Source organism: Kluyvera sichuanensis (assembly GCF_014218705.1).
Lineage (GTDB): Bacteria > Pseudomonadota > Gammaproteobacteria > Enterobacterales > Enterobacteriaceae > Kluyvera > Kluyvera sichuanensis.
In genome coordinates this window covers 1-12,188 of sequence record NZ_JABBJF010000019.1, presented here as the reverse complement: position 1 = coordinate 12,188, position 12,188 = coordinate 1, and the positions used below count along the sequence as shown (strand labels likewise).

Here is a 12,188-nt window from a genome sequence, read left to right as displayed (position 1 = left end):
TGTCTTTAAGCTAATTCCATTATATTGTCTCTTATCTCGCTATTCATTCGTTAAATCCCATATTTTGTGTGTTACACAACCTTTCTATTTTTACTGCTTAATTCTATAATATTGGGTATTAACCTGAATTATTCTGGATAAGCCACACTATGATGGATTTATCACTTAGCAAACCAGCAGAAATTGTCAAACTGCTCTGCGGCCGACTGCGCCAGGAGCGGCTTTCACAGCAAATGACCCAGGCTGACCTCGCAGCGCGCGCCGGTGTTGGCGTTAACACGGTCTCTAACCTGGAAGCAGGGCGTAACGTCAATTTTGATAGCCTGGTCAGGGTGGCGATGGTACTGGGCTTCGCGGGCGAACTGGAAACGCTGTTTAAGCCAAAGATTGAGAGCCTGGACGATATCCTGCGCTATGAAAAAAGCGCCACGCGCCACCGGGTAAAGAGGAAGCACGACGATGCCTAATCAGGTCGACATCTATTACGAAGGTTGGGGAGAGCGTTGGCTATGGGGCCGGCTGGTTTCCTCAACTGCGCTGACCGGGCGGCCAATGATTGCCTTTGAATACAGCGAAGACGCCGTACGCAAAGGGCTGGAGCTAGCGCGCCTGACGCTGCCGCTTAATGGCCCGCGCTTGCGTCGGGATTTCCCTGCCCACCAGCTTGGCCTGCCGGGGCCGGTTTACGACGCGCTACCCGACGGTTGGGGGATGCTGCTGATGGATCGCCTGTTCAAACGCCGGGGACTCAACGCCGCGCGTATTGGGCCGCTGGAACGTCTGACCTATATTGGCAACGCCGCGATGGGGGCGATGACCTTTCATCCTCTCCAGACTGAGGACCCGCTAGCCGCGAAAGATAATGTGCCGCTTGCACAGCTGGCACAGGAAGTTCAGGCGGTGCTGAGCGGTGAAGGCGGTCAGTTCCTGCAAAAGCTGCTACAAATGGGCGGCTCGCCTCAGGGCGCAAGGCCGAAGGTGCTGCTGTATCGCCACCCACAAACGGGGCAGTTCACGACGGTCGCCGAACCCGAACTTGAAAGCTGGCTGGTGAAATTCCCGGCGCAGCAAGAGCACCCTGAAGTGTGTGCCATTGAAGCCGTCTACGGCGAGTGCCTTCGTCAGTGCGGTATCGCCGCGCCGGACACCGCTTATTTCGCGCTGCCAGGTGGGCAGGCCGCTTTTGCCAGCAAGCGCTTTGACCGCCAGGACGGTATGCGTGTGCCAATGCAAAGCCTTGCCGCTTTTACCGGCGCAAACTATCAGGTTGCCGGGTCGCTGGACTACGTGAACTTCCTGCGCGCCACTCATCTGTGCACCAACGATGTCCGGGAGAAGGCTCGAGCCTTTGAACGCGTATTGTTTAACGTCATCTTTAATAACCGCGACGATCACCCAAAAAACTTTGCCTATCTAATGGCGGCAAACGGCCAATGGTCGCTGGCTCCCGCTTTTGACGTCACCTACAACGATGGGCCGGGTGGCTATCATCAGATGGACGTGATGGGGGAAGCGTTGGATATTGAACGCCAGCATATGGTGGCGCTGGGTGAACAGGAAGCCGAGCTTACGCTGGCACAGATTGACGAAAAAATAGAAGCGTTTAGCACGGTGGGTAACGCGTTTGCCGATACCGCAAGGTCGCTATATCCAGGCCGGATTACCGAAGAGACGCTGGGTCAGATTCAGCGGCAGATTCGCGATAATATCAGTCGATTAAAAAGGCCACTCTGACCATCCGCACCAATTCATTCCTTCGCCCCTTTGGGGAGAGGGAATGAGTGAAGGGCAGTTTGCACCGCCCCTCACTTATCTCAATCAAAACATTGCATACAGCAGCGCCGAAACGGTTAATACGCCGCTCGCCATCACCATCACGGCGATAAATCCGCGCATGGCTTTCAGTGCAGGACGGGTGAAAATCAGCCAGGTTGGTATCACGAACAGGAAGATCGCAATTAACGGCCCGCAGAGGGTTTCAATCATATTAATGACGTCAGGGTTAATATAAACCACCGCCGATGTCACAATAAACATCACCACCGACGTGATTAATTTAATCCGCTTAATATGGCTGGTTCGTTTAACCTTAAACAGATCGGTCGCCAGGACGTTAAAGGTTTCGGCCACCGGCATCGAAATACCTAAAAAGGATTTCGTCATCCCCAGAATCGCAATAAACGGCGCCAGATAGAGCAGTGCGCTCATGCCGCCGTTGCCGCCAATCACCGACAGCACGTTCAGGTTCTGATCTTTCGCCATCTCAAAGGTTTCGCGTGGCGTGCTTAAAATGCAGCTCAGTACGAAGAAGATAATACTGAAGAAAATCAGCCCGTAAGCGCGACGGATAACCCGTACCGACTGCTCCTCGCCGCCGTTACCCGGTTCACGATACCAGGAGGCCAGCGCAGGAATCAGCGGAGCAGAGCAGAGGGAAAAGGCGATAAGCGGCAGCGTCAGCCACAAATCTTTCAGCGAACTGCCAACCGTTGAGGCGTGGGTCTGCTGCCAGGCGTGCGTCACGTTGTTGATGTCCCATGCCGGGATCTGCGAGGCGGCGATAACGATAATGGCAATCGCAAACGGCAGCGCCAGCGCGCTCATGGTACTGACAACCCGGTCGCGGCCCTTGCTCAGCACCAGATGGAGGATCAACAGCACCACCAGCGTCAGCGTGGCGCGGTTAATACCGGCAATGTGCAAGCGCTCGGTCAGGAAGTGGCTGAGGGCGTTCACCAGCGACACGGCGTACACCAGCGTCACCGGATAGTGCGCCACGCAGAAAAACAGCTTCATCGCCTGACGGCCCTTTGGCCCAAAGAACGATCCAAACAGCGGCAGCGTCCGATCCTCGCCGTCATGCCCCTGCTGGTCGCGCATAAAGACGCGGCAAATCAGCACGTGCGGCACTAACGATAGCGGGAATCCAAGAAGGAGTAGCAGAATAAAGACGAGCGGGCCGCGAGTACCAATTTCCACTGGTAGGAAAAGCGTGCCTGCACCAACAGTTGCGCCATAAACACCCATCATCCAGATGGTATCTTTTTTCGTCCATTGGGGACGAGATATAGCTGTTTCTTTAGTCATAGTACTCATATATTTCGAGAATAACGCGAACGTTAATGGGGAGTTATTGGGGTAACCTAAGCGGAAAGAATAAACGAGGTGGAATTGATTTATTATTATTTGAGGCGATGCTAATGCCTTTTGTTCGATACTACTGGCAGCCGGATAAACCTCGCAACTGTTTTTTGGTGTTTTCAGGAAACTACAAGATGGTTAATAACACCCATTCACACCATCTTAACTTATTACCATTAATATTAAAGGAACCGGCGATCGCCCGCCGGTTCCTGCTGATGATTAATTACCCCAGCGGCTTTTTAAATAATCAACCGCCTGCTGAGTTTGCGGCTGTTCGAGGTAGCCTTCGCGGAACAAGATTGTGCCATCGATATTTGCCGCGGACTCGTTCATATCAATCTGCTTTTTAAGCTCCGGCACGCCGCCCTGAACCGTCCAGTCTGGCTCATTCTTCGACGGTTCGCCCACTTTATACAGCGCGATGCCGATATAAAGGCGGGTATTGGTTGGTTTCACCACGTCGGCCCACCATTTTGCCAGCACATCGTAGCGCGCGGCATCACGGGCAAACGGCCAGTAAAGCTGCGGGGCAATATAGTCGAGCAGACCCTGCTGCACCCACTGGCGAGTATCGGCATAAGATTCATCGTACGCCGCCGCGCCGCGCGTATCGGAACCGGCCGGATCGTGTGAACGGTTACGCCAGACGCCCGCCGGGCTCACGCCAAACTCGACCTTTGGATTGAGCTGTTTAATGGTGTGAGAAACCTGGGCAATCAGCTGCTGCGTGTTGTTGCGACGCCAGTCGGCTTTTGATGCAAAGCCCTGGCCGTACTGGCGGTAGGTCGCGTTGTCATTGAGCGCTGAAGCGGGAGTTTCGGTATAGAAATAGTCGTCAAACTGCACGCCGTCAACCGGATAGCGGGAGACCACTTCAGCCACGATGCTCGTTATCCAGTCGCGAACTTCCGGGATGCCCGGGTCGAGTACGAAGCGGTCGTTCGCGGTGCGGATCCAGTCGCGATGCAGAACGTAAACGCTCGGCGGTGTCATGGACAGCGTATTATTTAATGCCGTCACGGTGGATGGTTTGATGTTAGTAGAAACACGATACGGGTTAAACCACGCGTGTACCTTCATGCCGCGCTTGTGCGCTTCATCCAGCATAAACTGCAGCGGGTCGTAGCCTGGATATTGGCCGATAGTGCCGGTCAGCGTTTCAGACCACGGCAAAATGTTGGACTGCCAGAGTGCCGTACCATCAGGCTTAACCTGGAAGAAGACGGTATTAATACCAAGGCTTTTCAGCTTATCGAGCTTCTCGCGCAGTGCAGCCTGCTGCTGAATCACGCGCTGCATGCTACTGCTGGCATTGATGGAGCTAATCGGTGGCCAGTCGAGGCGAGATACCGTAGTGAGCCAGACACCACGCATCGGTTCATTACTCTGCTGGGTTTTGCCAGTATTGACGTTAGAAGGCGACTTAACGGGAGTCTTTGAGTCACAGCTGACCAGAAATAACGCAGCGGCAATCAGCGCGGCGGCTTTTTTTGTTTTCGACATACGGAATAAACTAAAAGAACTGAGAATCATAGGTGCCGTTATTCGGGTTAAATCGAGTGAGAACATTCTCGTACTATTTAAGATGAAGTCAATCAATTAGCAGCGCTGATATCACACGAAATGATAACGATCATCCTGATATGTCATTTGCCTTATTTCTACGAATTTCTTATCGTTGATGGATATTCATCCCGAAAAAAGTAAGGAAGCCCTATGTCTGAACATTCACATCTTGCCTGGACCTGGCAAGGCAGCGCCGAACCGGACGCGCTTGAGCTGAAACGTATCGCCGTTCCGTCATTGGCTACCGGCGAAGTGCTGGTACGAAATGCGGTTATCGGACTGAACCCGGTTGACTGGAAAGTGCTGGGACCGGGGTTAATTGACTGGGAGAAGGACCATGTCCCAGGCGTTGATGGTGCGGGCACGGTGGTCGCGCTAGGGGAAGGGGTTGATAGCAGCTGGCTCGGCCAGCGGGTGGCGTATCATCAAAGCCTGGCGAAACCTGGTAGCTACGCGGAACACACGCCGGTTGCCGCCCGCGCCCTGATGCGCGTTCCGGATGCGGTGAGCTTTGACACTGCGGCAAGTATCCCATGCCCGGCGCTGACCGCCTGGCTGGCTATCGAAAAGCTGCCCGTCATCCCTAATGCGCCGCTGCTGATTAGCGGCGCCGGCGGCGCGGTGGGGCATTATCTTGTTCAGTTTGCGGCGGCGAGAGGATTTGCGGTGACCGCGATGTGTAACCAGCGCCACTGGCAGCGTTTGCAGGCAATGGGCGCGCAGCGCTGTATTGCCGGGCCATTAGCCGCAGGGCAATCCTGGCCAGAGGCGGATGCCGCGTCGTTCTATGCGGTGATTGACAGCGTGAATGAAGATCACGCCGCTCGCTTGACGCCAGCGCTGAAGGCCAACGGCCATATCATTGCGATTCAGGGGCGGTTAAGCGAGTGGCCCTGCGCGCCGTTCGGTAGAACCCTGTCGATGCATGAAGTGGCGCTCGGCGCGCTGCACTGGTATGGCGATGATGAAGCCTGGCAGCAGCTCACCGCTGCGGGTGAGAAGATAATGGCCGATCTCGCCGCTGGTCGTCTGGTGGCAGAAGAGACGGTGGCTACCGGGTTCGATAAGCTGCCGGAGCTACTGGACCAGCTCCGTCACCGTCAGTTCAGCGGCAAACCGCTGGTGCGAGTTAACCCTTAGAACGACCGGTTCCCCACGGGTTGAACGCCGGTTCTTCCGGCGCGATATCCACATCACCTGACAGTGAGTCGAGGTAGAGGGCTTCTACTTCTGCGCGCGCCCACGGCGTACGGCGCAGAAACTTGAGGCTCGATTTTACGCTCGGCTCATTCTTAAAACAGTTGATGTTAATCAGCTTGCTCAATTGATCCCACCCATAACGCGCCACCAGCGCATTGACCTGCATTTCCAGAGTGACGCCGTGCAAAGGATCTTTTGAAATATGTGCTGTCATGCGGGGTCCGTTAAACATTGAGTGAAAAAGAGTGAGCGGGGGGAAGGTTACAAGAAAGCGGAACCTCCGGCAATGACTCGCGTTGAGCGGTTGAAATACTGCTCATTTTTCAGGCGGTTTTGCGTGGATTCTGACGCACAACGATACTGCTAAATTAGCAGAATTCACGTAGCGCACGATAAAACAACGAAATAGTTTAAAATCAAATAGTTAAATGTTTATCGGGGAACCACAGCCCGAAACAGGTGATACCACCCTCGCTTTCTACCCAGAATCGCCCCTGATGTAACTGCATTATCGAACGCACGATAGAGAGACCCAGACCGCTGGAGTGCGCCGAATCGTGGCGTGCAGGATCGGCCCGGTAAAAACGATCGAACAGTTTATCCTGATGAGCGCGCGAGATAGTTTCCCCTCGGTTTATCACCCGGATAGCCATGCCGTCTGCTTCGGCGGCGACCGCTATCGTAATCACGCTTTGCGGTTCGGCGTAACGCACTGCGTTAGACAGCAGGTTTGCCAGCGCGCGGCGCAGCAACTGGGCATCGGCGTACACCGTTCCGCTGCCCTGGGCGTGGAAGGAGATGCCACGATCGGCGGCCAGATCCTCAAAATAGTCACTCAGGCGCTGAATCTCTTCGGTGACGTTTATCTTGTGGCGCTGGATGGCCCGGTCAGGCTGCTCCGCCTGGGCGAGGAACAGCATATTGTCGATCATCCGCGACATGCGCTGTAGCTCTTCGAAGTTTGACCCCAGCAGCTGCTGGTAATAGTGATTATCGCGAGCCGCGCCTAGGCCCACTTCAGTCTGACCGAGTAGGGTGTTAATCGGTGTGCGCAGGTCGTGGGCCATATCCGCGCTGACCTGTTTAAGTTGCTGGAATCCACGCTCGAGTCTTTCAAGCATCGCATTTACCGAGTCGATCAGGGCATCCAGTTCGGTCGGTACGCCGTGTTTATCGAGGCGGGAAGAGAGCGTTTGTGTGCCGATTTTTGCGGTGTGTTCGGCAAGTTGATGCAACGGCAACATCCCGCGGCGAGCGAAAATAACCGCCAGTATGACGGAAATTGCCGCCATCATGGCGGTAAAAAGTATGATGTTGGTACGGTACGCCTCAAGAATATGGGTGCGCTCGCTCAGTACTCTGGCTGAGAGAATTTCCAGCGGCGGCTGGTCGTTGGCCGACGGACTGATTGCCGCCATATAGACCATCGGCGTGCCGTCCGCGCTGTTGGCATGATGTACGGCGGCGGGCGTCAGCCGCTGGTTGCCAGCAACGGCGGTAACGGCCGGAATATCGCGCCGCATCGGATTGACTTCCAGCAGCGTGGGCCCGCCAACGTAGCGGATAATCAACAACGACTCCGTGTTGCCCAGCATATTGGCAAACAGATGGGGCTTTTCGTGGATCAACTGGCGGGCATCAAGATCCCGCAGCAGCGTGCTGATCTGGTCGACGCGAGAGACCAGTGCCGCATCGTCGCGTATTGTGAGCTGCTGGCGCAGCCCATAGTAGAGTGCGCTGCCCATCACGGTTAAGGCCGCAAAGGAGAACGCCGCCAGCAGAACGGCTAATCGAAAAGTCAGGGACCTGCGCTTCATGGCGCTTTCTCGCAGCGATATCCAACACCGTGCACGGTATGAATCAACCGTTCGCTAAAGGGATCGTCCACTTTTTGCCGCAGCCTACGTACCGCGACGTCCACCACGTTGGTGTCGCTGTCAAAATTCATATCCCAGACGCGGGAAGCGAGAAACGTTCGTGAGAGCACCTGGCCGGGATGCTGTAGAAAGCAGACCAGCAGCTTAAACTCTTTGTTGGTGAGCGTGATGAGTTTGCCGTCCCGTTCGCAGCGAAATTTTTCGATATCCACCACCAAATCCGCCAGCGAGAGACGTGCTTCTGGTTCTGGCTGACGCTGGCCGCGGCGCAAAATAATACGAATACGTGCCAGCAGCTCGGCGAAGGAAAATGGCTTCACCAGATATTCGTCGGCGCCCAGGCCCAGCCCGCGTAGGCGATCCTCCAGCGCCCCGCGTGCGCTCAGAAACAGCACCGGAATCTGGCTATGGGTACGTAAGCGTTCCATGACCGTCCAGCCGTTCATTTCCGGCAGCATGACATCCAGCAATATCAGGTCATAACGTTCTTCCCGCGCGAGATGCAGCCCGTCGATACCGTTGGCAGCCCAGTCCACGGTATAACCCGCTTCATTTAGCCCGTTCACCAGATAGGCGGCGGTTTTCGCTTCGTCTTCAATAATGAGGATTTTCACCCAGCGGGTCCTGTAAAAAGGAGAGAAAAGGGCGCGGAAAGCGCCCCAATTTTGTCAGTATAACCTTAGTATCCCGGCACGTGGGCCGCTTTCATTATCAGGTTAGCCACCGCTTCTGGCTGCGAGAGTAGCGAGACGTGGCTGGATTTCAGCTCAATGGTCTGCGCATGCATTCGTTTCGCCATAAAACGCTCCAGATCCGGGTTGATAGTGCGATCCTCCGTGGATACTGCATACCAGGTTGGCTTGTGCTGCCAGGCGGCAACGGTAGTTTTAGCCTGGGTAATCGCTTTACCGATTGGTTGCTGCACGGCGTAATAGGCCTTGGCTTCGCGTTCCGGCAGGTCACCGGCAAAATCATGAATAAACGCCGATTCGCTCAGTGCGCCGTAGCCATCGTCGCTCCATTTCAGGCCCGCCGACGCTGGCGCCGCAGGGTATCGTTTGGTTAATGCCGGATAATCTTCCCCGGCCTCCGGTGCGCGGGCCGCAATATAGACCAGCCCTTTCACTTCCGGCTCATCTCCCGCCTGACTTATCACCATACCGCCGTACGAGTGCGCTACCAGAATCACCGGGCCATTTTGCTGTGCCAGCGCGCGTTTCACCACCGCCACGTCATTATCCAGAGAGGTCGTTGGGTTCTGCACTGCCGTGACGTGCAGGCCTTTTGCCTGTAGCAATGGGATCACTTTTCCCCAACTGGAGCCGTCGGCGAACAGGCCGTGCACCAGCACGATATTTTTAACTTCCTGCGGTGTGTCCGCCTGTGCGGCGAGCGGGCTTAATGCGCCCAGTATCAGGGAACTCAGAACGGTAAGATGGCGTAATTTCATGGTTAATCCTCAGATTCAGCAATGGGGTCATGGCTACTGTAGTGGCCTGGGACCCACAAAGTGCTGACGCTGAAATGACAAAAAAATGACAACGGAAAGTCGTAGGTCTAAAAATCAGGGAGGTGGCAAGCGGTTGATGATGTGGTAAACAGGGAGATAAAAATGATCAACCGGGATGGTTAACATGCTGAAATACCTCTCACTGCTGGCTGTTCTGCTGCTGGCTGGATGCGCCAATACGCCAAACTTGCCGCCAACGGATACCATTGTGGCGATAAAACCGGATGATACCGGCATTATCGCCAGTTCAAAAAAATACAGCTATCGTTTCGGGCGCGCGGGCATGCCTCAGGAGTATCAGCGCTATAAAACATTCTACGATCGCTTTCATCAACAGGCTTCCGGTGTACGAGTTAACTTTGTGGCCGAGAACCACGAGCTAACGGCGGAGTACCTGGTGGTGATTGATAAGCGCAAAGTGGATGCTGAGCAACAAACCGTGCTGGTGAATCAGTATAAGGCGAAGCCGATTGATAACGATCATCTTGGGGTGATGTTTAAAGCCAGCGGCTTCTGGGTGTTATCTGATGAATCTGATGACCTGTCTGCGCCGTATCGGCTGGAACAACCGATTGTGGTCTCCATCAGCGATAAGACCCAATCGATTACCACTCTGGGCACCATCGCGATGATCCCATTAATCCCGTTGTTCCCACTGTATATGATGTACGGATGCGCGACCGGGCCTTGCATATAGGGCCCGGCAACTTAGCGTCGGGGCGTGCTGCATCGCCAGGCGATCAGCGCGCAGACCGTCAGAACCAGCCCCAACTGCTGCACCATACCGGCGAGCCCGAGTAAGGTCCCCAGCAGCAGATAGTAGCTTAGCCCGAACAGCGCGCCAGCAACCCCGGCCTGCTCCCGGTAGCGATGCAACGCCTGGCTCAGCACGTTCGGTATTGCGATGCCGTAGGCAACCACCACGCCAGCAACCGGAATCAGTACCCACGCGGAATGTTGCAACCCCCATGCGACGACACCGGAGAGCAGCGCCAGAATGCAGGCGTAATACACCAATCGTTCTGGCGTCAGGCCGGAGGTGAGCAGTCTCCGGTTCAACAGGCTCCCCAGTAGTGAAGCGATCGCCAGCAGGAATCCCGTCCAGCCAAATGCCGTTGAACTCCAGCCCAATTGTGAGAAAAGAAAGGGACTCAGGCTGTAGTAACTGAACAGCATGGTATTCAGTAGAGCAACGAGCATAGCGTTTTTCCAGAGCGCGCCGTCCCGCACCATACGGAAGGCAAGCTCGGCAGCCCGTGGCCTGTTCACGTTTTTCGGTCGTGTTTCCGCAAGGGAGAAGAACGTGAGTATGAGTAACAATAACGCCAGCCATACCAGTGCAAAAAAGACGCCGGTATGACCATACAGACTGACCAGCCAACCACCGCTAACCAGCCCAAAAACCGGGCTCATCGCGAGCGCGGCTCCCATAACCGAAAACACACGGGCGAGGGCGGTTGATTCATAGCAATCGCGCAGCATCGTCTGCACCACAACGGAGCCGGAAGCGGCTCCTATTGCCGCCACCATACGCGCCAGTAGCAACAGGGTAAAATCGTTGGCGACAACGGCCATTGTGGCGCCCACGCCATAACAGACCAGCCCGGCCATCATGGCTGGCCGACGTCCGATGTGGTCGCATAGCCAGCCCCACAGCGCTACCCCGACCGCAAAAGCGATAAAGTATACGGAAAGCGTTTGAGCGGCGCGCTCGTGGCTAACCTCAAATGCGCGGGCGATGTCCGGCAGCGCCGGGCTATATAGGGTTTCCACCAGTTGCGGAAACATAATTAGCAGCGTCAGCAGCCATAAGGGCGGACGGGTGGTGATATTCATGATGAGATCCAGTGCGTCAGAAAATTGAGGCGTATTATTGCGAACGCACGGGTGTCTTATTACCATATTAAAGACATTATCTATCAAATATCGGACAATTCATGAAGATTAGCCCCAGCGATATATTCGACCCGGATCGTTTTAATGAACCGGTTGTCGGCATCGCGTCCGATATGGGTGTGCATGATTCCGGGCGGCACAGCCATCAGCGCCATCAACTCCTCTTTTCGGCGGCAGGAAGCATCACCATTGAACTCGATCAAACCCTGTGCCTGCTGCCGCCGGGCCGGGCTGCCTGGATCCCCGCAGGCATCGTTCACCGCGCCATTATGCGCGGCGTGCTGGCCTATCGCTCTCTCTATTTTTCAACGACATTACCGCTATCGACGCTGCCGCTGCAGATAGTCGAAGTGAACCCGCTCTTTTTTGAGGTTATTGAACGAATGGCGTTCTGGCCCTGGGGTATGGAAGCCGCGCAACAGGCCAGCCTGATTACCGTTTTTAGTGAGGAAATGCAGCGCGCACGTCAGGAAAACTGGACGCTAAAATTCCCCTCAGACCCACGCCTGAACGACTGGTTGGATAGGGTGCATAAGGGAGATTTACCGCCGAGATTGGGTCAGTTAGCCCAGCAGGCAGGTGCCTCTGAGCGCACGATAAGCCGTATTTTTGTCAAAGATACCGGCATGAATTATCAAAGCTGGCGGCAGCAGTGGCGGCTACTGAAGGCCATGGAAATGCTGTCCGATGGACTCTCGTTAAGCGATGTCGCGCAAGGGCTTGAGTTTGTTAGTGACAGCGCATTCATCGCTTTTTTCCGGCAGCATACTGGCACCACGCCGACACGCTACTCGCCGAGATAGCGGAGCCTCGCGCCAGATGACAAGATTGTCATCTGGCTAACCCCTTTCTGTAGGGTTCCCCCGAGTAGACTGGCCTCATCGTAGCCCGGCCGAGCGCAGGTACAAACCGGAAACATAGGTAACACTTTAGACCGGATACATGGGTAACAGTTATAACAGGCATAGAAGAGGAGACTCGCTATGCCCTGGACT

At 55.1% G+C, this 12,188-nt stretch carries 12 protein-coding genes; 5 read left to right on the top strand and 7 right to left on the bottom strand.

What is annotated here, in order from left to right; translation table 11 throughout:
* Positions 1-152 precede the first annotated feature (152 nt).
* Together HII27_RS17290 and HII27_RS17285 are read left to right on the top strand one after the other, a co-directional pair.
* A complete protein-coding gene (locus HII27_RS17290; RefSeq protein ID WP_185669095.1) occupies positions 153-467 on the top strand; it encodes a helix-turn-helix domain-containing protein in 315 nt (104 codons plus the stop codon).
* On the top strand, positions 460-1,734 hold the full coding sequence (locus tag HII27_RS17285) for a type II toxin-antitoxin system HipA family toxin (protein ID WP_185669019.1): 1,275 nt from the start codon (positions 460-462) through the stop codon (positions 1,732-1,734). Before HII27_RS17290 ends, HII27_RS17285 begins: the two co-directional genes overlap by 8 nt.
* 84 nt (positions 1,735-1,818) lie before the next feature.
* On the opposite strand, the gene HII27_RS17280 is transcribed toward HII27_RS17285, so the two are convergent.
* Together HII27_RS17280 and HII27_RS17275 are read right to left on the bottom strand one after the other, a co-directional pair.
* On the bottom strand, positions 1,819-3,087 hold the full coding sequence (locus HII27_RS17280; RefSeq protein ID WP_185669018.1) for an amino acid permease: 1,269 nt from the start codon (positions 3,085-3,087) through the stop codon (positions 1,819-1,821).
* 276 nt (positions 3,088-3,363) lie between these two features.
* Positions 3,364-4,647 carry a glycoside hydrolase family 10 protein gene (locus HII27_RS17275; protein ID WP_396401560.1) on the bottom strand — a complete coding sequence of 428 codons (1,284 nt, stop codon included), beginning with the start codon at positions 4,645-4,647 and terminating at the stop codon, positions 3,364-3,366.
* Between the two features lie 213 nt (positions 4,648-4,860).
* Here HII27_RS17275 and HII27_RS17270 point away from each other — a divergent pair, with 213 nt between their 5' ends.
* Complete coding sequence (locus HII27_RS17270; protein WP_185669016.1) at positions 4,861-5,850, top strand: zinc-binding dehydrogenase; 990 nt, start codon at positions 4,861-4,863, stop codon at positions 5,848-5,850.
* On the opposite strand, the gene HII27_RS17265 is transcribed toward HII27_RS17270, so the two are convergent.
* The 4 genes from HII27_RS17265 to HII27_RS17250 form a co-directional block, all read right to left on the bottom strand.
* Complete coding sequence (locus HII27_RS17265) at positions 5,840-6,124, bottom strand: VF530 family protein (RefSeq protein ID WP_185669015.1); 285 nt, start codon at positions 6,122-6,124, stop codon at positions 5,840-5,842. The genes HII27_RS17270 and HII27_RS17265 overlap by 11 nt on opposite strands.
* Positions 6,125-6,326: 202 nt before the next feature.
* A complete protein-coding gene (locus HII27_RS17260; protein ID WP_185669014.1) occupies positions 6,327-7,727 on the bottom strand; it encodes a heavy metal sensor histidine kinase in 1,401 nt (466 codons plus the stop codon).
* The gene (locus HII27_RS17255) at positions 7,724-8,401 is read right to left on the bottom strand and encodes a heavy metal response regulator transcription factor (RefSeq protein WP_185669013.1); all 678 of its coding nucleotides are present in this window, start codon (positions 8,399-8,401) and stop codon (positions 7,724-7,726) included. Before HII27_RS17255 ends, HII27_RS17260 begins: the two co-directional genes overlap by 4 nt.
* A gap of 65 nt (positions 8,402-8,466) precedes the next feature.
* On the bottom strand, positions 8,467-9,237 hold the full coding sequence (locus HII27_RS17250; protein ID WP_185669012.1) for an alpha/beta fold hydrolase: 771 nt from the start codon (positions 9,235-9,237) through the stop codon (positions 8,467-8,469).
* Between the two features lie 184 nt (positions 9,238-9,421).
* Between HII27_RS17250 and HII27_RS17245 the strand changes: the two genes are divergently transcribed.
* Positions 9,422-9,994, top strand: a complete 573-nt coding sequence (locus HII27_RS17245) for a hypothetical protein (RefSeq protein ID WP_185669011.1) — start codon at positions 9,422-9,424, stop codon at positions 9,992-9,994.
* An 11-nt stretch (positions 9,995-10,005) separates the two neighbouring features.
* Here the strand turns inward: HII27_RS17245 and HII27_RS17240 are convergent, their stop codons facing one another.
* Positions 10,006-11,133 carry a multidrug effflux MFS transporter gene (locus tag HII27_RS17240; RefSeq protein ID WP_185669010.1) on the bottom strand — a complete coding sequence of 376 codons (1,128 nt, stop codon included), beginning with the start codon at positions 11,131-11,133 and terminating at the stop codon, positions 10,006-10,008.
* Positions 11,134-11,234: 101 nt separating this feature from the next.
* Here HII27_RS17240 and HII27_RS17235 point away from each other — a divergent pair, with 101 nt between their 5' ends.
* A complete protein-coding gene (locus tag HII27_RS17235; RefSeq protein ID WP_185669009.1) occupies positions 11,235-11,996 on the top strand; it encodes an AraC family transcriptional regulator in 762 nt (253 codons plus the stop codon).
* Positions 11,997-12,188: the final 192 nt, after the last annotated feature.

Bases quoted from the DNA above. Each gene is read 5' to 3' on its own strand.
- HII27_RS17290 (WP_185669095.1), top strand. From the start codon at position 153: ATGGATTTATCACTTAGCAAACCAGCAGAAATTGTCAAACTGCTCTGC.
- HII27_RS17240 (WP_185669010.1), bottom strand. From the start codon at position 11,133: ATGAATATCACCACCCGTCCGCCCTTATGGCTGCTGACGCTGCTAATT.
- HII27_RS17270 (WP_185669016.1), top strand. From the start codon at position 4,861: ATGTCTGAACATTCACATCTTGCCTGGACCTGGCAAGGCAGCGCCGAA.
- HII27_RS17280 (WP_185669018.1), bottom strand. From the start codon at position 3,087: ATGACTAAAGAAACAGCTATATCTCGTCCCCAATGGACGAAAAAAGAT.
- HII27_RS17275 (WP_396401560.1), bottom strand. From the start codon at position 4,647: ATGTCGAAAACAAAAAAAGCCGCCGCGCTGATTGCCGCTGCGTTATTT.
- HII27_RS17265 (WP_185669015.1), bottom strand. From the start codon at position 6,124: ATGACAGCACATATTTCAAAAGATCCTTTGCACGGCGTCACTCTGGAA.
- HII27_RS17235 (WP_185669009.1), top strand. From the start codon at position 11,235: ATGAAGATTAGCCCCAGCGATATATTCGACCCGGATCGTTTTAATGAA.
- HII27_RS17260 (WP_185669014.1), bottom strand. From the start codon at position 7,727: ATGAAGCGCAGGTCCCTGACTTTTCGATTAGCCGTTCTGCTGGCGGCG.
- HII27_RS17250 (WP_185669012.1), bottom strand. From the start codon at position 9,237: ATGAAATTACGCCATCTTACCGTTCTGAGTTCCCTGATACTGGGCGCA.
- HII27_RS17285 (WP_185669019.1), top strand. From the start codon at position 460: ATGCCTAATCAGGTCGACATCTATTACGAAGGTTGGGGAGAGCGTTGG.
- HII27_RS17245 (WP_185669011.1), top strand. From the start codon at position 9,422: ATGCTGAAATACCTCTCACTGCTGGCTGTTCTGCTGCTGGCTGGATGC.